We start from the raw sequence: 20481 nt of genomic DNA on the forward strand, positions 1-20481 counted from the left end.
GAGAAAAGAAAAACATGTGGACTCAATTCATGATCCAATTTTGGATCCTACTCGTCATCGCACTTTGCGCGGCGGTCTTGCTTGGTCGCTACATCGGGATATACTTCGCACCTGTCGCAGAGCGTCGGGTCGATAAAATCGGTAAGGTCGAACGACGACTTCTTTTGTTACTCGGCGTCGATGAAAAGAAACACGATCAATCGTGGGTCGGTTACTCGAAAAGTTTGTTGCTTGTAAATATTTTCTTCTTCATCGGTGGTTATTTGCTACTTCGTTTCCAAGGCAGTCTACCCTTGAATCCGAACGGTGCTGTGAATCTCGATTGGTCGACAGCGTTGCATACGACAATCAGTTTCATGACGAACACCGATCAACAACACTATTCAGGCGAGGCACTCTCATATCTCTCGCAAACGTTCGTCCTTGGAACGATGTTGTTCGTCGCTCCAACGATGGCGTTCACGGTCTGTATCGCTGTCATTCGTGGTCTTGCGAACAAACCACTCGGTAACTTCTATGCCGACTTCGTTCGCTTCATCTTGCGAATCTTGATTCCGATTTCACTCGTGTTCGGGATGGTCATGATCGTCTTCGGTGTACCACAGACGTTCGGAGGGGCGGTCAGCGTCACGACGCTCGAAGGAGCAAAGCAGTTGATTTACCGTGGACCGGTTGCTGCGTTTGAAGTCATCAAACAGCTCGGGAACAACGGTGGTGGTTTCTTTGGTGTCAATGGTGCTCATCCATTCGAGAACCCGAACCAATTCGTCAACTTCATCCAGATGTTCTTGATGCTACTGATTCCGATGTCACTTCCAATCGCTTACGGCAAAATCATCGGTTCCGCGAAACAAGGTCGACTATTCCTTGGAGTCATGACGCTTCTCTTCATCATGATGACGGTCGGGATGGCAGGGAGCTTACTTGCGAATCCAACGGCACATGGTCAGGAATTACGATTTGGTCAAATCGGAACGGCGCTCTACAGTTCGATTACGACGGCAGCTGAAACCGGTGCGGTCAACGCGATGCATGACTCACTGCATCCACTTGCTGGATTGATCCAACTCGGCAATATGATGCTCAACGTCGTTTACGGTGGAGCAGGTGCAGGATTCCTGAACGTCTTACTTTACGCCTTCGTCGCAGTCTTCCTGACAGGTCTCTTGATCGGTCGGACACCGACGTTCCTCGGGAAGAAAATCGAGACGTTCGAAGTGAAGATGATCGCGATCGCGCTACTCGTGCCGCCATTCCTGATTCTCGTCGGAACGGCAATCTCGATGTACGCTGCACCAGGCGTCGCCGGCATCTCGAACCCAGGTTATCACGGACTGTCGCAAGTCTTGTATGAGTTCACATCCGCGACGGCGAACAACGGATCCGGTTTTGAAGGACTCGGCGACGCAAACGTCTACTGGAACGTCTCGACGTCATTCGCGTTGTTCTTCGGACGCTACATCCCATTGATCTTGATGCTTGCGATCGTAGGTTCGCTTAAAGCGAAGCAATCGGTTCCGCAAGATGAATTTTCGTTTAAGACAGACACACCACTCTTCGGAACAGTCTTCCTCGGTACGGTCGTACTCGTCGGTGCATTGACATTCTTGCCAGTGCTCGTACTTGGACCAGTCGCGGATTGGCTGACGATGTGAACAGGAGATAAAATCATATGATGGAACGAATCATGCATCCGACGCCCGAGGAACACCAACCGAACGGGGAGCCGGAACACCAATCCAAATCAGCAATCAGTGGCTCGATCGCGCGTCAAGCGACGATCGATGCCTTTAAAAAATTAAATCCCGTCAACATGGTCAAACAACCGATCATGTTCGTCGTCTGGATCGGCTGCTTGCTCGCGATCGGCTATACGATCTTCATTGACGAGATGCGTGGCTTTAACTTAACGGTCAGTATTATCCTCTTCCTGACGGTCTTATTCGCGAACTTCGCGGAATCGATCGCGGAAGGACGCGGGAAAGCCCAAGCGGACTCACTGAAAGCTTCAAAGGCAGATGTCATGGCACGTAAACGTGTCGGACAACTGATTCAAAGCGTCTCGTCGGCGACACTCCGGAAGGGCGATATCGTCTTCGTCCGAGCAGGGGAGTATGTACCCGGTGACGGTGAAATCATCAAAGGACTTGCTTCGATTGATGAATCAGCGATCACGGGGGAATCCGCACCCGTCATCAAGGAAGCGGGCGGTGATTTCTCCTCGGTCATCGGTGGAACACTCGTCGTCAGTGACGAGATCGAAGTCCGGATCACGAGCAATCCAGGTGAGTCATTCCTCGATCAGATGATTGCCCTCGTCGAAGGCGCAAGTCGTCAGAAGACACCGAACGAACTCGCGTTATCAACGCTCTTGACGAGCTTGACATTGATTTTCTTACTTGTCGTCATGACACTACCTGTCTTTACGAACTACCTTGGATTTGATCTGTCAGGTCCAATCTTGATCGCCTTACTCGTCTGTTTGATCCCGACGACGATCGGTGGCTTACTGTCAGCAATCGGAATCGCCGGGATGGACCGAGTCACCCGCTTCAACGTCATCGCGATGAGCGGGAAAGCGGTCGAAGCAGCAGGCGATATCCAGACGATCATCCTGGACAAAACAGGAACGATCACGTTCGGTAACCGGATGGCGTCGGAGATCACGCCAGTCGGTGGACGTACTGCTGAGCAGGCGTTCGAGGGGGCGATCCTCGCCTCACTTGCTGACGAGACACCAGAAGGACGTTCTGTTCTTGAACTCGCTGAACTTCGTGCGATGCCGGTGGAACAACACTGGTTAGATGGCGCAGAGATCGTACCGTTCCGCGCAGAGACACGGATGTCCGGAATCGACTTAAGAGATGGTCGCCGCGTACGTAAAGGGGCGGGGCAAGCGATTCAAGAATGGGTCAAGGAACAAGGCGGCGCTATTCCGAATGATTTGCAAGAGAAAGTAGATGCGGTCTCTCGTCTTGGCGGCACACCACTCGTCGTTGCGATCGACGCAACGATCCTTGGCGTCATCTATTTGAAAGATACGGTGAAACCGGGCATGCGCGAACGATTTGATCGTTTGCGTGAGATGGGGATCAAGACGGTCATGTGTACGGGTGACAACCCGTTGACGGCAGCAACGATTGCCCGCGAAGCAGGCGTCGATGATTTCGTCGCGGAATGTAAACCGGAAGACAAGATTCGTGTCATCCAGCAGGAACAAGCAGCCGGTCACCTCGTCGCCATGACAGGAGACGGAACGAATGATGCACCAGCACTCGCTCAAGCCGATGTCGGACTCGCGATGAACAGCGGAACGCAAGCCGCAAAAGAAGCGGCGAACATGATCGATCTTGATTCGAACCCGACGAAAATCATCGAAGTCGTCGAAATCGGGAAACAGCTCTTGATGACACGGGGTGCCTTGACGACGTTCTCGATCGCAAACGATGTCGCGAAATATTTTGCGATCATCCCGGCAATGTTCATGGTCGCAATCCCGCAGATGGAAGTACTCAATATCATGCGTCTTGATTCCCCGACGAGCGCGATCTTGTCTGCCTTGATCTTCAATGCGATCATCATTCCGATGTTGATTCCGCTTGCGATGCGAGGAGTTACCTATAAACCGATGACGGCGGATCAATTACTCGGTCGTAACTTACTGATCTATGGTCTTGGCGGTGTCGTCGTTCCATTCATTGGGATTAAAATCATCGATGTCTTGCTTGCAAGCATCCTCTAAGGAGAAAACGAATCATGAAACAAGCCATTCGTGTGACGGTCTTCGTCACGGCGTTATGCGGGATCGTCTTTCCCGCTTTATTGACCCTGTTCGGTCAACTACTCGTACCGGATAAAGCTGAAGGTTCTTTAGTACAAGAAAACGGAAAATTCATCGGATCGGAATTGATTGCCCAGCCGTTCACGTCGAAACAGTATTTTCATGGACGTCCATCAGCGGTCGATCAATTAGCGGGAGCGTCTGCTGGGGATAACCTAGCAGCATCGAACCCGGAGCTTGGCACGAAGATGGCGGAATTACAGAAACAGAACCAAGTGGACGGCGCTTCGCTTCCGGACGATGCCCTCGTGACATCCGGTTCTGGCTTCGATCCGCACATCTCAGTCGACTATGCTTTGGTTCAGGCGAAGCGTATCGCAACCGCGCGCGACCTGTCGCGTGAAGAAGTGCGGAAGTTGATCACGAAGGAAGCAGGAACACATGATTACGTCAACGTCCTGCGCTTGAACTTAGCCCTTGATCGGAGTAAGTCATGACACGAGGAAAGCTGAAGCTGTATATCGGCTCAGCTCCTGGTGTCGGAAAGACGTATAAGATGCTTGCCGATGCACGAACGTTGACGCTTGAAGGCAAGGATGTCGTCATCGGTCTAATTGAGACACATGGTCGAAAAGAGACGGCAGAGATGGTCGGGCAACTCGAACAAGTTCCGCTACTTGAAGTCGTCTATAAGGACAAGACATTCCCTGAGGTGAACGTGGACGCGATCATTGCCCGTCGCCCGGATATCGTACTGATCGATGAACTGGCGCATACGAATGCGCCAGGATCGGTACGAAAGAAACGCTATCAAGATGTCGCAGCACTGCTTGAAGCAGGAATTAATGTCTATTCGGCCGTCAACATCCAGCATTTCGAAAGCTTGCTCTTTAAGGTCAAAGAAGTGACGGGCGTCGAGGTTCGGGAACGCATCCCGGATCCGTTTCTCGGTGAAGCCGATGAGATTCTACTCGTCGACGTCACGCCACAGACGTTACGGGAACGACTCGAGCAAGGAAAGATCTATAAGAAGGAAAAGATTGAACAGAGCTTGAATTCGTTCTTTTCGCTTCAGAATCTTGCGAGTTTACGTGAGCTATCGCTACGTCAGGTCGCGGACGAAGTCGACGATCAAGTCTATCAATCACGCTTGTTGATTGAAAAGGATCCAGCGTCGCTACAGGAACGAATTCTCGTCTGTATCCAGCTCAATGACAACGCGAGGAAGTTGATCTATCGCGGCTTTCGCATGGCGAGTCGTCTGAAAGCGGATCTTTATGTGCTGACGATTTTACCGACGGCAGAGAATCAGCTGAATGCGAAACAAAAAGAAGTCTTAGCGATGGTACGCGAGAGCGGTTCCTTGTTCGGAGCAGAGGTGCTGATCCGAATCCAAGGCGATCGCTCGATCGCCCAAGCGATCACGGCAGCTGCCAAGCATCATCGCATCACCCAAATCGTCCTCGGTCAATCTGCACGGACCCGTTGGCAGGAAGTCCGGCGTGGATCGATCATCAATGAAATCATGCGTCATGTCCGCGGGATCGATATTCAAATCGTTGCCGATGACATGGAACGCTAGGGGAGCCCTTCCGCGTAAATGCAGGGGTTCTCTTCGTATCATTCAAGAATAACAGTACTTCGTAGTATTATGGAGTACCGTTCATATGAAGGCAGAGTGCAGTTTTTCTCTTAGTGAGAAAGATTGCACTTTTTTGTTTACCTCGCATCTTTTTCCTGGGACAAGCGTCGCGCCGCTTCACTTCGTTACAGGGTCGCTCCTGCTTGTTTTTCCCTAGGAAGCGATGTCGAGTGAACAATTTGCGTCAGGGTATAGAAAGTAGAAACGAAGAAGGAGAAGGACTTCTTTTGATAGATAAGAGAGATCATCATCACATCAGCACACCTTGTTTTGTAGGACCACTTTAGCCGTAAAAATGATGCGCTTATCGATTTCATTTCGTTATGTTTTAGTAGGACGCAACCGTACATCCTTGACTCCTACAGGAAAAGGAAGTGCGGTTAGCGCTTCCGTCAGGGATGGGTGAGACCCGACAAATCGCATGGAGTGCGAGATGTCGCGGCTTACCTCCCGCCTGTGGAAAGCGAGGATGTCGGGAACGTCTGTCATAAAAACGAGAGTGACGTCATTTACTTTTCAATGAATAAACATTACGAAAAAGGAGTAGTCTTTCTCTATCAAGAGAAGAACTACTCCTTTATGTGTATGCTTTTAACTATCTCTTAGCGAGCGAAGACCGGAATATCGAAGGTTGCCGTATAGCTATCCATCTGTTGATAGAGTGAATAGATCCGTGACGTCTGTTTGACCGCCCATCCCATGTCTGTTGCGTACTGATGGCTACCAGGGCGCATCGGACTCCAACGCATTTTGTAAAGCGTATTTTGTCCATAGGCATTGTGGATGTACTTCGTGCTGATGAATTCAGCACCACCGACAATCGCGGCTTCCGGAGTGAACCAACCTTGGCTGTACGCATAAGCAGCGCCGGTGTTGATTGCATCGTAATCATACGCACCAATGCCGTACATGTTGTAGACTTTGCGTCCATTCCATGTCACACCCATTGCGAGTGTCGATTTTCCATTACCTGTCTCAAGCAAAGCGTGGGAGATCAAGTAAGCTTCGTTGACGCTGTATTTTTGACCAGCATCGATGAACGCTTGACCACAACTACCATTGCTACATTTGTTGAAGATTCCTTCGCCTTTCGTCACGTTCGCTAACATCTTATCGAGTGTCGCAGGTGTCGCACCTGTTGTTTTCGATAGATCAAGGAACTGATAGAAGTCTGAAGAATTTCGGTCGACCTTGAGTGGATCAGCAGCGTTACGGACATCTGTTTCGAGTGCATTCAACCATTGGATCGTCGAATAATTCGTTGCGTTCGAATAGACACGTGGGTACGTCGTATAGAAGCCACTGACGGATTGATAGACGCGAATCATCCGACCAGGCTGGAATTGACCATAGACGTGACTGGCAGTCGAAGCGCCTGAACGAATGTTGAGCGGTGTCGTCGCTGTGACAGTCGCAATCGTTCCGTTGACGGGATCAAGTGCACCACCGAGGCGGACGTAACCCGTGCTGACGTACATCAATTTGTTTTTGTAGATATCCGTTTGCGGTGGTGGATTTAGTTTCATCTGTGCGCTGATGAAGCTATCGAACGTATACGGTGTCGCGACGGAGTTATAGACGTTTAATTTAGAAGAAGTCGTCACGAACGCCCCCTTATATGCATATCCACTTTTGCCATCGTAGGAAATCTTATACCAATCACCGATTTGACCAGAGACGGTGACGACGAGATTTTGAGGAATCGTCTTAATGACATTGTATGAGCTACCGACGTAAGAGCGTAAAGCCACGTTTGATGTAGCCCGTACGTACAATTTTTGTTTTGCTTCGTATTTGATCGATGACGTATTTTGACCAGTCCGGATATAACCCGTTTTGCCATCAATCGTCACTTTATGCCACGAGGTGTTCGTGTACGATGTGATCAATGAAGAAGTGTAATAGACATTTCCGAACGAGAGTGTCGTTATAGTTGCTGCTTGATCGTCCGGTGCTTGTTTGACGACAAGTGATTGATTCGCCAAGAAACGTGCACCCGTAATCTTTTTCGTTTCCGTGTACGGTGTCAGTGTTGATTTTAAGACGTAACCGTTTTTACCAGCGTAGCTGATTTTTAACCACTGATCGAGACTACCTGTTACTTGAACGACGGCTGCTTTTGGCAGCTTCGTCACCGTCGCATAAGCTGAACCGGCATCCGACTGGAGTGTCGTATCCGTCGTTGCTTGATAGCGGTGGTTATTGACGCTTTCATATGTGACAGGTGAGCCTTGATTGATTTGAATGTAACCGGTTTTTCCGTCAACCGTCAGGCGATGCCATTGCTCTGAACGACCAGTCGTGACGACTTGATTCGTCGTGTAGACGTCTCCAGAAGAGAGGCGAACGAGAGTGTCAGCTGTCGCTTGGTGTGATGTTTTTACTTCGACGGTACGCCCAAGGCGATAAGAAGAAGATGGAATCGATTGCGTCATGACTTTTTCCTTAGCGTAACGTGAAGCGATATAACCTGTTTTCCCGTTGTACGTCACACGGTACCAATCATCGATCATTCCAGTGACCGTGATGCTCGTACTAGAAGGAATCGTTTTGACGGTCGCGTAAGTGTTTCCAGCATATGAACGGAGGGGAGTCGAAGTCGTCGTCTGCATGACGATCCGGTCCGATTGATAACGAACACTCTTGCCTTGACCGACAGGAATGTAGCCTGTCTTTCCATCCTTGCTCACACGATGCCATTGCTGACCGTTTGATGTGACGAGTTGTGTCGTGTAGTAGATGTCACCGCTCTGAAGTGTTGCAAGCGTGGATGCTTTTGCATCTGGTGAAGATTTGATCGAAACCGCTTTTTCAAGTTCAAAGCGTGCACCTGCAATTTTCTGCTTCGTTGCAAGCGTCGTAAAGGTGCTAGAAGCAGCATATCCCGTTTTACCGTTATAACTGACCCGGTACCAATTGCCGATCCGTCCAGAAATCTTGATGACCGTATTGCTCGGGATCGTTTGTACTGTTGCATATGATGGACCTGCATACGAGCGGATCGTTGTTGCGGCTGTCGTTTTCAATGAAAGGTTTGATTGTGACTCGTAAGCGATAGGTGTTGCCTGATTCGCTAATACGAAGCCGGTTTTACCTTCCTTCGATACTTGATACCATGTTTCACCGAGTGGATTCGTCACACGTGTCTTCGTGTAGTAGACGTTTCCGGCACTTAGTGTCGCAAGTGTTTTTCCGTTTGTTGCAGGTGTCGTCTTGATGGCGAGTGATGCTGTCAACAGGAAGCGTGAAGACGGAAGCTTCGTCTTTTCTGTGTACTCTGCCAATGTAGCGGATAAGACATAACCCGTCTTACCAGCGTATGTGACTTGATGATACGTTGCCGTCTTAGCGCTTGATGTGACAATCGTGCCCTTCGGAAGACTGGCTAAGCTGTTCTTCGGTTCCGCTTGATTGTAAAGGGGTGTCGCACTTTTCGTCTGATACCGTGTTTGTGGGATCAGGGTCACACTTTGCTTTTCAGAAGAGGCGAACGCATCTTGATGCATGTAACCTTTTTTCCCATCGTACTGGACGCTGACCCAGTCCTCGATCCGACCGACGATTTTGACGTCTTTTCCAGATGGAATGGTCTGAACTTTTGGATAACCGGTTCCAGCGTATTGGCGCAAGATATAAGCGTCGACCGTTCTTGACGTCGTGTTCGTCACCTTTTTATAGGCAACTGCTTTTGCACCAGCAGCGACATAGCCCGTCTTCCCGTCATATTTGACGCGGTACCATGTTTCGCCATATGGATTTGTCACACGTTGTGACGTGTAGTACACATCCTCTTCGTTCAACGTACCGATCGTCACTGCAGTATCCACTGCCGTCTTTTTGATCGGTGTTTTTTTGAGGACGAGGTAGCGCTGTCCAGAAACGGTTTGTTTCTTTTCGTACAGCGTGAGGTATTTCGACGCGACATATCCCGTTTTTCCAGCGTATGTCACTCTTCTGAATGCGCCAGAAGCATACGTGGATGAAACGACAGTTCCGGTCTTGATCGTCAACAAGCGTTTCCGAGAAGATGCCGTCTTGTCGTACAGATAACTATCGGTAGACAGACGGTAGGTCGTCGCTTTCGTCGTCGCTGCTTCAGCTACGGGTAAAGATGTTAAAACGATGCTGAAAACGATGAGAAAGCTCGCGAACACCTTCAAGGTCTTCGAGAATGATGTCGTGTTCAAAGTATCTTTCCTCCTAGTAGATATTCGTCCGGATGGACGGAATCGGCTTCTAGGATGTCTAAGTCTAAGTTGTGGAATCTATTGCCTATCCTTACTATCGACAATATCGGATTTTTATGAATAAGATATTGAATTATTTTGAAAAAAGGGGTCTGGTTTTTTGAAAAACCCTCCTGTTTGTTTAAACAAGAGGGGAAATGATCAGATGTTGAGACGAGCGAGGAGTTCTGTCAGATTCGTCGTTGGTCGTTCACACGAAAAATCATGACAGAGATAAGCGGTAGGTACGTTTGGTTCAGGATAATCTGCGATCAATGGTACAAGCGGTAGAAGGTCACGCTTCGTCCCAATCAATAAGGCGACTTCCGGTAAGCGCATCTGTTGCAGTTGATTGATTTCGATTGGGATTTCCGACTCTTCAGGAATCAAGATGATCAATTCCTTCGGTTCCATCTGCCGATAGGTGAACGTACTGACAAGTGAGGCGAAGCCCGTTGGTTGTTGCTCGACTTCTTCTACTAATGCCGTAAGAGCCCGTTCGGCACTTTCCTGATAGACGAGACGCCCGGTGAGGCGACTGAGCGTGAAGAAGGCATGCAAGGCAACGCTGTTTCCAGCCGGTGTGACCCCATCATACAGATCAAGTGGACGAACGAGTAGCTCGTCGGAGCGTGAAGATGTCAGATAAAAATAGCCATCTACTGTCTGGAACTGATCTTGTAGCACATCTGCAAGTACTAAAGCTTCCTCTAGATGAAGCGCTCGTCGTGTCGATTGAAACAGTTCAAGATGTGCGTCAATCAAATAAGCATAGTCATCGAGGAATCCGTGTCCGGTCGCTTGTCCTTCGCGGTAATGAACGGCAAGTTGCTGTTCGGTACGAACGAATCGTTCAAGTGATGTCACCGCACGCGTTGCGACACGTGTATAATGCGGTTTATTAAAGATGCGACCGGCTTTAGCGAACGTCGAGATCATCATCGCGTTCCACGATGTCAAGCGCTTATCGTCACGAAATGGACGCGGACGTTCATTTCGCGCACGAAGAAGAAGCTGGCGCTCGCGTTCGAGTTGCGCCGCTGTCTCAGCAGGCGACAAGTGAACAGAACGTGCGAATGCCTCGAGTGATCGTCCCGTCCGGTAAAAGACGTTTCGTCCTTCGAAATTTCCTGATGGTGAAGCATGATAGAAGCGCGGGAACAGTGCGTCTGGTCCGAGTAAGTCCGTCAGTTCAGTTGCCGTGAAGGTATAATAGTGTCCTTCGCCGCCTTCACTATCTGCATCTAGTGCGGCGTAGAATGTGCCGTCCGGTGCAGACAACTCATGCTCTACGAATGCAAGTATTTCTTCCGCGTAACGTCGAAAACGGATCTGTCCGGTCACTTGGTACGTCTCGATGCATAAGGTCGCAAACCAAGCATTGTCGTACAGCATCTTCTCGAAATGAGGAATTTCCCACTTGGCATCGACTGTATAGCGGAACAGACCGTAGCCGACTTGATCGGTCATCCCACCGTCACGCATCGCGATCAATGATCGCATGACCATATGGAGCGCCGTCTCGTCTTCCGCGTATTGATAATAATCAAGCAAGAAACGAAGCAGGGCTGGCGACGGAAACTTCGGTGCCCCGCCGAATCCACCGTGTTGACGGTCAAATTGGCGCATCGCTTGATCAAACGTCTCGTGAATGATGGATTCATTCCAAGTACTAGTAGACGCTGTAGGCTGCAATACGTCGCGAAGCGTTTGCGACATGTTCTGACCGACTTGTGCGATTTTTTCTGGTGAACGGCGGAATTGCTCGCTTAGCTGAAGCGTCACCTGACGAAAACTCGGGCGGTTGAACTGAGGCGTCTTCGGAAAATACGTACCGATATAAAACGGTTGCTGGTCCGCTGTCATGAAGACGCTCAGTGGCCAGCCGCCTTGTCCGTTCATGACTTGAGCCGCCGTCATGTAGACATGGTCAATGTCAGGACGTTCTTCCCGGTCGACCTTGATTGCGATGTAGCGTTCGTTCAAGAGGCGTGCCGTTTCTTCATCCTCGAAGCTTTCGTGAGACAGCACATGGCACCAATGGCACGTCGAGTAACCAATCGATAAAAAGATCGGCTTGCCGCTTTCCCGAGCGGCAGTGAAGGCGTCTTTGCCCCACGGGTACCAATCGACAGGCTGATGAGCGTGTTGCAATAGGTAGGGACTCGTTTCATGGATAAGTCGATTCGACATGATGGATTTCCCTCGTTTCTTCTATAGTAATGAGTCCTCTTCACGATACTCGGCTTTTACGGCAGGTGCAACTCCAATTCTGAGACAGGAGAAAACGATTTTTCAAAAGAAAGATTGACTTTACAAAAGAAAGTGTGATAGATTAATATAAGTCATGAATCGGGGATGATCACTCATGTGAGAATCTTCAATCCATATCATACAATTAAATCGACAGGTCAGGATTTTTAGACCGCTACTGACAAATGAGTCAGACATAAGTCATCGCTTTTATTTTGTCCTTCTTCATACTACGAGGAGAAGTTGACCCAGCAAGATAAACCTTCCAATCGATACTTTTCCGCTCATTCCCGAGCTATTTCTAAAAATCCCAGTATCATGCGTCCGTTGCAGACGCATCACGATTCTTGCTAAAATGCTTGATTCAGCTGGCGCGGCCAAGGAGCCGTAACAACGAAAGAGAGGTAGGGCTTTCGTCGTTTCAGGTGTTTTGATCACCTGTAATCCTCGATTCTCATGACAACCAAAACAACGACACGCTGATGAGGCGTTTTTTTTGTGCCTTTTTTCGGGTAATGCTGAAAGAAGGGGGTGACGACATGCCATGGAATGAGAACGACTATCCGGAGTCATTCAAGAACTTTGATCCGCCACTTCGAAAGAAAGCAATCGAGATCGCGAACGCGTTATTAAAAGACGGGTATGAAGAGGGACGCGCCATTCCGATCGCGACATCGCAAGCTGAAAAATGGTACGAAAGTCACAAAGACGAACAATAAAAAGTTGTAAGCGATACCATCTCTTTCATTTACGAAGGATGGTATCTTTTTTTACGAAAAATATACACTATTGAGAATATAATCTGATATTATTAAGAAGTGTCAGAAAATTCAATAGGGGGTCTCATCATGAAATACGGCAGTACGTTTGGAAAGTGGGCATTGGCCGGAGTGTTAACAGCAGGAATCCTTCCACAAGCGGGTCTTGTCGGGGCAGAAGGCGAAGGCGTCATCTTGTCTGAATACATAGAAGGAACAAGTAACAACAAGGCAATCGAGCTATACAATGGGTCGGGGCAAATCATTGATTTAGCGGACTATACCCTCGTTCAATATACGAACGGTGGACCATCAGAAGCGAAAATCACATTATCGGGGAAAGTGGATCCAGGAAAGACGTTCGTCATCGCGAACTCGAGTGCGAATGCGGACATCAAAGCAAAAGCACAATTGACGACGGGATCATTAAACTTCAACGGGAATGATCCAATTGCACTTAAAAAAGGCGACGTCGTTCTTGATATCATCGGACCACTCGGTTCATCAACGGATTTCGCAAAAGATACGACACTCGTGCGGAATGCGGGCGTCACGTCTGGTGCTAAAACATACGAACCATCACAGTGGACGAGCTTCCCGGTCGATACACTGACGAATCTCGGTAGTCATCAGACAGAAGCGGGCGACGTTCTTGCAGCACCTACAGCTTCTCCAGTCGGTGAAGTTGAACGTGGAGATCAAGTGACATTGTCAGGTGAAGGAACGATTCATTACACGGTTGATGGCACGACACCAACTGTCGACAGTCCGGTGTATACGTCACCGATCACGATCAACGATGAAGTGACGATTCAAGCAGTTGCCGTCAAGGACGGTAAAACGTCAGCTGTTTCGACATTCAAGTATTACATCGCACCACCGATCACGAAAATCAGCAACATCCAAGGCGTTGCGCATACGTCGCCTTACGCAGATCAACTCGTCCGGACGACAGGTGTCGTCACGTACGTCGTCGATGCGAACAACTTCTATATGCAGGATCCGAATCCGGATAACGACAGCCGGACATCGGAAGGGATTCTCGTCTATGCGAAAAACCATGGTGCTGCCGTTGGACAAAAAGTCGCGACGACAGGATATGTCAAAGAATGGTTACTTGGCGGCTACAGTGATAAGTTCGATACAGACTTAGCGGTCACGGAAATCAGTACGGTCAATCTCGTAAAGGGTGCGCTCAACGAAGGATTACCAGCAAGCATCGTTCTTGGCGATGAAGGGGTCTTGATTCCAACGCAAGTCGTCGACAACGATTCGTTCGCTCAGTTTGATCCAGAAGAAGATGCAATCGACTTATACGAAAGCTTAGAAGGTATGCGTGTCGCTTTACCAAACGCGATCGTCACAGGACCACAAGCGAACCGGACGATTCCAGTTCGGACGCAGACAGCGGATAAGGTCTATACGAAACGTGGAACGCCGATCCTGACGAAAGACAACGTCAACCCGGAGCGTCTCTTCGTCGAGATGGGAAGCTCGTCGTACCGTGCAAAAGCTGGTGATACGTTCAACGGAACGATTGAAGGTGTCATGAGCTATAACTATTCGGCGTATAAAGTCCTTTCAAAAGCAGCTGATCTTCCGCCACTCGTCACGCGCGAAGCAGATCGTCAACCGACGAACATCGAAACGGGTAAATCACGTTTGACTGTTGCTTCGTACAACGTCGAGAACTTTGCTTCAACAGCAGACGAAGGAAAAGTCGATCGCGTCTCAGAAGGAATTGCAACGTTCTTGAAGACACCGGACATCGTTGGTTTGACAGAGATGCAGGATAACGATGGCGCAACAGATAGCGGCACAGTCGATGCTTCGAAATCATTCGAGACATTGATCGCGGCGATCGAAGCGAAAACGGGTGTCCGCTATGCCTATACGGACATCGCACCAGAAGACAAGAAGGATGGTGGACAGCCAGGCGGAAACATCCGTGTCGGATTCCTCTACAATCCAGCACGTGTATCGCTCGCACCAGGTGAAAAAGGTGGCGCGACGGAAGCCGTTACGGTGGAAAATGGTAAGTTAACGAAAAACCCGGGTCGTATCCAACCGACGGATCCGAACTTCGCGAGTTCACGGAAACCGCTCGTCGCTGAATTCCTCTTCAATGGTGATTCGTACCATGTTATCGTCAACCACTTCAACTCAAAAGGTGGCGACGGAGCTGACTTCGGTAAGAACCAACCGGTCGTACGTAAGAGTGAAGTCCAGCGTCATGCGATTGCGAACATCGTCCAAGATTTCGTCTCTGAATTGAAAACGGAAGTCAAAGGCTCAAACGTTGTCGTTCTCGGTGACTTAAACGACTTCCAATTCTCGAAGACGCTTGATATCTTAAAAGGTGATAACTTGTGGAACACAGTTGACGATCTGCCGGAATCAGAGCGGTACTCGTACGTCTACAACGGAAACGCTCAAGTGCTCGACCATATCTTAATCTCGAACAACTTAAAACGTTATACGTCTTCAGATATCGTCAACATCAACTCAGAGTATATGGAAGCAGACGGTAGCGCGAGTGACCACGATCCAGCGATCATCTCGATTCAAGGTGCAGAGACGGCCGTACCGGTCAAAGGAAAAGCAGAAATCGGCATCTGGCGTGCTGTCCAAAAAGGGAAGCATATCTTCATTGAGCGTAAATTAGGTCGTCATTGGTTAAAAGCAAGTGAAACGCATGGTGATCAACAAGGCGAATTGCTCGCACTTCGTGTTTCGCAAGGACGTCCGTACATTCAAGTGAAAGTCAAAAAAGGCAAAACAATCTGGCTTGAATTATCGAACACGTATAAGTTGAAAGAAACAACAAAATATCAATAAATCAAAAAGCGGACTTAGCGGTCCGCTTTTTTGCGTGCTGGAATAAAAAGCGAAAGAAGTGAGAGTGTACTGATCGAGAGTGTCGAAATTAAAGCGATAGACAGAGGGATGGCGCGGAACATATACGTGAAGTGGATCAAGATTAAAAAAAGGATGATAGCAAGACCAGGAATGAATTTCTTAGAGAGCAGCATACCCGATCCAGGAACAAGTAACTCGAAACCGAGCCGTTGATTGAGTCGGACATCTTCATGTGCATTAGCCAAGCTAAACGATACGGTCAACGCGACAAGAATCATCCAGCCGGAAAATAAGTATTGTTGAATCGGCAAAAAAGCAATGGATTCATAAATGAAATACAGTAAAACCATAGGTCAACTCCTTCATATCATTATGTTATTTGGAAAAGCATTGAAAGTTTGGCTTACGAATTCTAATGATACCGAGTCGAGAATCGGAGAGCAATCAAAAATCGTTTAGAATGAAATAAAAGAATGTTCACACATTTTAATAAAAGGGGAAAATCATTTAGTATGTGTATTAAATACTTTCAAGAATCGTTTAAACAAAAGCTTTTTTGAAATGGGAGCGCTCTCATGAAATATGTCGGATTTGTGGACGAAAGATGTGATTTAGACAAATGAGAGCCGATGACTGTTCGAAGGAATGATTTTCTTTTAAAATAAAGGTAATGAAATAGAAGGAGGCGAAACGAGGGCATGAAAAAATGGCTAATCATCGGAGTAGCAGCAGTAGCCTTTTTCGGCTACGAAAACATTCCAATGGAACAAGCAGAAGCCGATTACCCGAAAAGCGGCGGCAAGCTGATTGATCGATATAGCAGTGAGTATCCGGGATACGACTGGGAAGTCAGACGGACATCAACGGAGGAATTCGTCGCCTTGACGAAGGATGGTAAGGACTACGGGAAGTATCGTTTCAAGAACGGGGTGACGACGCAAGGCGCGGTCTTGAATAAGGATACGGAATCTTCCTTGAAGAAAAAAGGGTGGACCGCAGTGAAGTCCTACCGTAAAGGCAACACGAACTACATGTTGAATCTGGATCATGCCGCCGTCTATGAGAAGAAAGGCAATTACGTGACATATTTCTTCGATCAACATGACGGCAATAAAGTCAAAGCGACGCTTGCGATTCCAAAAGACGTCGAAGCGAAGAAAAAAGGCTTCTACGGTACGGCGTCGAATGCGTTACGAACGACAGATGAGAAACTGATGCTTCGGTTGATGAACTGGGAACGAGCCGACTATAAATTAAATCCATTAGCACCGTACACGGCACTGAAGCCGGTTACACGTGGTCACAGCGAAAACATGGCGAAGAATAATTTCTTCTCGCATACGGATCCACAAGGGCGTGACCCGTTCGATCGAATGGAACAAGGTGGTATCAAGTTCATGGGAGCCGGTGAGAATCTCTCAATGGGCTATCCGAACGTCTTTGCGGCGCATTGGGGTTTGATGAACTCAAAAGGACACCGCGATAACATCCTTCAAAAGAGCTTCAAGCAGGCGGATGTCGGTGTAGCATTCCGAGATAATTCACCGTACTTCACGATTAATTTCCGAACACCTTAAATAGAAGAATGGAGGACGATATCGCTCGATGTCGTCCTCTTTTTTACGAGTTAGTTCGTTCTATACTACAGGTAGGAGGTGGAGCAGTTGAAAATACGTCGATTGACGGTTGAAGATGCAACTCTTTACAAAGCACTGCGGTTAGAAGCCTTACGAAACCATCCGGAAGCATTCGGTTCTGATTACGAAGCAGAAAAAGATCGACCCATCGAACGGTACGCAACTCGTCTTGAAAGCGAACAGTCGATGACGTTCGGTGCGTTTCATGAAAATGAACTCGTCGGTGTCGTCACGATCGTCAACTTAGAGCCGTTCAAGATGCGACATCGAGCGAATCTATTTGCGATGTACGTCGCGCCAAGCGCCCGAAAGCAACAGGTCGGACGACAACTCGTACAAGAGGCATTACGTACATTAAAGCAGCATCCTGTGATTGAGCAAGTCCATCTCTCGGTCGTCCGGACGAATGAAGCTGCTAAAGCGTTGTATCGATCACTTGGTTTTGAATCATACGCGATTGAACCGCGGGCGCTGAAAATCGATGATACCTATCATGATGAAGAACTGATGTGGTATCGGTTCTAACACAAAACGACCGGAATTCAAAGAGAGGTGATCTCGTTGAATTCCGGTCGTTTTTTACATCAGTTTGCCCATTCAGGTTTACTGAAGCCCTTGAATGATTTTTCGATGACTGTATTGAAAGCGTCCGATTCGACGGCTGCTTTTAAGTCTTTTGCGACTTGTTTGTCCGCATCTTTCGTTTGGACAGCGACGAGGTTACGGTATTGTTCGTCCATCGTCTCAAGCGCTAACGCATCAAGTAAGTCGAATTTCGCAGCAAGTGCGAAGTTCCCTGGAACGGCTGAAATGTCGACACTTTCGACGGCGCGTGGCAATTGAGCCGCCTCGAGTGGTTTAATGACGAGTTTCTTCGGATTCTTGACGATATCTTTCTCTGAAACGGTTAGTGGATCGACATCCGGCTTCAGTTCAATCCAGCCTTGTTCCGCAAGTAAGTTCAGTGCTCGTGCTTGGTTCGTCGGATCATTCGGCGTCGCGACTTCAGCACCTGTCTTGACGTCGTCAAGTGTCTTCGCTGTCTTGCTGTATAGTCCCATCGGTGCTGTTGGAACCGTGATGAGTCCTTTTAAATCGAGGTTCTTTTCTTTAGAAAACGTCTTGAGATAGATCGAGTGTTGGAACAAGTTGGCGTCGATGTTCCCGCTACCGAGGACGATATTCGGTTGGATGTAATCGCTGAACTCGACGATTTCGACTTTATAGCCTTTCTTTTCGAGTTGTGGCTGGATCGCTTGTTTGACCATGTCGCTATACGGACCACTCGTCGCACCAATCTTGATCGTCTTGTCTTTTTCATCAGCACTGCTGTCTCCACATCCCGCGAGGACTCCTGCACCAAGTAAGGCTGTTGCTAAAAAGGCATATCGTTTTTTCATGATTCCACTCTCCCTTTGTATGTATGATTAGCGTTTATCTGTTTTTCGCGCCAGTTGATTGCCAAGTGCTTGAATACTTTGAACGATGACGATGAGCACGACGATCGTCACGATCATGATGAGATTATCGTAGCGATAGTAACCGAAACGGATCGCGAGGTCACCGACACCACCGCCGCCGACGATACCAGCCATCGCTGAGAAGCCGATTAAGCTGATCGTCGTTAATGTGATGCCCTGAATGATGCCAGGGAGTGCTTCCGGTAAGAGGACACTGACGATGATCCGCAAGGGTTTCGCCCCACATGCTTCTGCTGCTTCAATCAAACCAGGCGGAATCTCGCGGAGTGATGTTTCGACAAGGCGCGCGAGAAACGGAATCGCTGCGACACTAAGGCTGACGGACGCTGCCGTCGGACCGATCGTATTGTCGAGTAAGAACTTCGTTAATGGAATGAGGGCAACCAGCAAGATGATGAACGGTAGCGACCGGACGATGTTGACGACGAAGTCAAGAACACGGCGGACGGCAAGGTTTTGAAAAAATAATCCCCGGTCGGTGACGAACAAGAGAATTCCGAGCGGAATCCCGACGACCAATGCGAAAGCAAGTGAAATACCAACCATCCATGCTGTCTCGCCGAGTGCCTTCAAGAGCTCCGGTAACATCGTTTGAATACGATCAAGCCACATCCTGAATCACCTCGAGTGCGTGAAGTTCCGTCGCGAGCCAGTCAAGGGCAGGAGCGATTTGATCGGATGATCCCGTCAAGCTGACAATCAGGACACCGAAGGCGACGTCTTGAATGTAGTCGACCTTGCCGTGCAAGATGCTGACTGAGATATCGTAACGGCGGATCGCTTCTGATAACGTACTTTCACCGGTCTTCTCGCCTGTGAACTGCAAGCGGATGATCTTACCTGGGGTTGCCTGTAAGATGCGTTCCGGCAATTCGATTTGTAATGCCGTATCGACATAATGTTGCGTCACCGGATGCTTAGCTTGACTGAACAAGTCATAGGTTGAGGCGACTTCGACGACTTCACCTTGCGACATGACCGCGACGCGATGGCAAATCTGTTTGACGACATCAATCTCATGCGTGATGAGGACGATCGTCAATCCGAGTCGTTCATTCAAATCCTTCAGCAGTTCAAGAATCTGTAGTGTCGTAACGGGATCAAGAGCGGATGTCGCTTCATCACATAACAAGACGGTCGGATTGTTTGCGAGTGCCCGGGCAATCCCGACGCGCTGTTTCTGCCCACCGCTTAATTGACTCGGGAAGTTCGTCTCAAATCCTTCAAGTCCGACGAGCGAGACGAGTTCGCGAATTCGCTCCGGGAAATCTGCACGTTTGACGCCAGCGGCCTTGAGTGCAAAAGCGATGTTATCCGCGACGTTGCGTGACTGGATCAATTGGAAATGCTGAAAGATCATTCCTGTCCGCAAGCGAAGTTGACGTAAATCTGCTTTTGACATCCCGCCGAGCGAGACACCGTCGACCTTGACGGTTCCTTGTGTTGGATGCTCGAGCCCGTTGATCAGGCGAAGCAACGTACTTTTACCGGCACCAGACTCACCGATGATTCCGAAGATTTCTCCTTTTTGGATCGTCAAATCGACATCCCGTAATGCAAAAATCGGGGTCCGGTCTCGAACGAACCGTTTTGTAATGTGTTTGAATTCAATCATCCGCTCATCTCCTCATACAAAAAAAGTCGCTTTTTCCTAGTAGCAGAGCAACCAGAAAAAAGCGACGAAAGTGTAAGATTTCGTAACTTATCTCTCAGAATGAAAATCATTCTGTAGGATGTGGCACCGTTCCTTACAGGTGGTTGCCGGACGTCGTTGGGCCTAATCCCTCGGTCGCTCTCGATAAGTAGTTATGCTGTTGGGATTTACTTTAACGGAAATGATTCCC

14 protein-coding genes and 1 riboswitch are annotated in these 20481 nt (G+C 48.7%); of the genes, 8 read left to right on the forward strand and 6 right to left on the reverse strand.

Annotated features, from left to right (window positions below; all coding sequences use genetic code 11):
• The first annotated feature begins 14 nt into the window (after positions 1-14).
• The 4 genes from kdpA to KNQ18_RS01225 are packed head-to-tail and all read left to right on the forward strand — an operon-like array spanning position 15 to position 5363.
• Positions 15-1655 carry a potassium-transporting ATPase subunit KdpA gene (kdpA, locus tag KNQ18_RS01210; RefSeq protein WP_064299336.1) on the forward strand — a complete coding sequence of 547 codons (1641 nt, stop codon included), beginning with the start codon at positions 15-17 and terminating at the stop codon, positions 1653-1655.
• A 17-nt stretch (positions 1656-1672) separates the two neighbouring features.
• A complete protein-coding gene (gene kdpB / locus KNQ18_RS01215; RefSeq protein WP_149427836.1) occupies positions 1673-3742 on the forward strand; it encodes a potassium-transporting ATPase subunit KdpB in 2070 nt (689 codons plus the stop codon).
• Positions 3743-3756: 14 nt separating this feature from the next.
• The gene (gene kdpC, locus KNQ18_RS01220; RefSeq protein ID WP_023469375.1) at positions 3757-4278 is read left to right on the forward strand and encodes a K(+)-transporting ATPase subunit C; all 522 of its coding nucleotides are present in this window, start codon (positions 3757-3759) and stop codon (positions 4276-4278) included.
• Complete coding sequence (locus KNQ18_RS01225; RefSeq protein ID WP_215083619.1) at positions 4275-5363, forward strand: universal stress protein; 1089 nt, start codon at positions 4275-4277, stop codon at positions 5361-5363. The genes kdpC and KNQ18_RS01225 overlap by 4 nt, the downstream gene beginning before the upstream one ends.
• Before the next feature lie 662 nt (positions 5364-6025).
• On the opposite strand, the gene KNQ18_RS01230 is transcribed toward KNQ18_RS01225, so the two are convergent.
• Together KNQ18_RS01230 and KNQ18_RS01235 are read right to left on the reverse strand one after the other, a co-directional pair.
• On the reverse strand, positions 6026-9610 hold the full coding sequence (locus KNQ18_RS01230) for an SH3 domain-containing protein (RefSeq protein ID WP_215083621.1): 3585 nt from the start codon (positions 9608-9610) through the stop codon (positions 6026-6028).
• Positions 9611-9811: 201 nt separating this feature from the next.
• Positions 9812-11842, reverse strand: coding sequence for a thioredoxin domain-containing protein (locus KNQ18_RS01235; protein ID WP_251133280.1), 2031 nt, complete (start codon positions 11840-11842; stop codon positions 9812-9814).
• Between the two features lie 599 nt (positions 11843-12441).
• On the opposite strand from KNQ18_RS01235, the gene KNQ18_RS01240 reads away from it, so the two are divergent.
• Both KNQ18_RS01240 and KNQ18_RS01245 read left to right on the forward strand, forming a co-directional pair.
• On the forward strand, positions 12442-12621 hold the full coding sequence (locus KNQ18_RS01240; RefSeq protein WP_035396111.1) for a DUF2188 domain-containing protein: 180 nt from the start codon (positions 12442-12444) through the stop codon (positions 12619-12621).
• A 129-nt stretch (positions 12622-12750) separates the two neighbouring features.
• A complete protein-coding gene (locus tag KNQ18_RS01245) occupies positions 12751-15498 on the forward strand; it encodes a chitobiase/beta-hexosaminidase C-terminal domain-containing protein (protein ID WP_214805481.1) in 2748 nt (915 codons plus the stop codon).
• Between the two features lie 14 nt (positions 15499-15512).
• Here the strand turns inward: KNQ18_RS01245 and KNQ18_RS01250 are convergent, their stop codons facing one another.
• Positions 15513-15869, reverse strand: a complete 357-nt coding sequence (locus KNQ18_RS01250; RefSeq protein WP_214805479.1) for a hypothetical protein — start codon at positions 15867-15869, stop codon at positions 15513-15515.
• 348 nt (positions 15870-16217) lie between these two features.
• Here KNQ18_RS01250 and KNQ18_RS01255 point away from each other — a divergent pair, with 348 nt between their 5' ends.
• Entirely contained in the window at positions 16218-17096 is an 879-nt protein-coding gene (locus KNQ18_RS01255; protein WP_149427830.1) for a CAP domain-containing protein, read from the forward strand.
• Between the two features lie 87 nt (positions 17097-17183).
• Positions 17184-17681 (forward strand): GNAT family N-acetyltransferase, encoded by a 498-nt coding sequence (locus tag KNQ18_RS01260; protein ID WP_149427829.1) that lies wholly within the window; start codon positions 17184-17186, stop codon positions 17679-17681.
• 59 nt (positions 17682-17740) lie between these two features.
• Here KNQ18_RS01260 and KNQ18_RS01265 read toward each other — a convergent pair whose 3' ends face one another.
• The 3 genes from KNQ18_RS01265 to KNQ18_RS01275 are packed head-to-tail and all read right to left on the reverse strand — an operon-like array spanning position 17741 to position 20252.
• A complete protein-coding gene (locus KNQ18_RS01265; protein WP_215083623.1) occupies positions 17741-18556 on the reverse strand; it encodes a MetQ/NlpA family ABC transporter substrate-binding protein in 816 nt (271 codons plus the stop codon).
• Between the two features lie 27 nt (positions 18557-18583).
• Positions 18584-19249 carry a methionine ABC transporter permease gene (locus KNQ18_RS01270; RefSeq protein ID WP_023469366.1) on the reverse strand — a complete coding sequence of 222 codons (666 nt, stop codon included), beginning with the start codon at positions 19247-19249 and terminating at the stop codon, positions 18584-18586.
• Positions 19239-20252, reverse strand: coding sequence for a methionine ABC transporter ATP-binding protein (locus KNQ18_RS01275; RefSeq protein WP_058712982.1), 1014 nt, complete (start codon positions 20250-20252; stop codon positions 19239-19241). Before KNQ18_RS01275 ends, KNQ18_RS01270 begins: the two co-directional genes overlap by 11 nt.
• Before the next feature lie 84 nt (positions 20253-20336).
• A riboswitch (SAM riboswitch) is annotated at positions 20337-20442 on the reverse strand.
• Between the last annotated feature and the right edge of the window lie 39 nt (positions 20443-20481).

Source organism: Exiguobacterium sp. s78, assembly GCF_018618985.1.
Taxonomy (GTDB): Bacteria; Bacillota; Bacilli; order Exiguobacteriales; family Exiguobacteriaceae; genus Exiguobacterium_A; species Exiguobacterium_A abrahamii.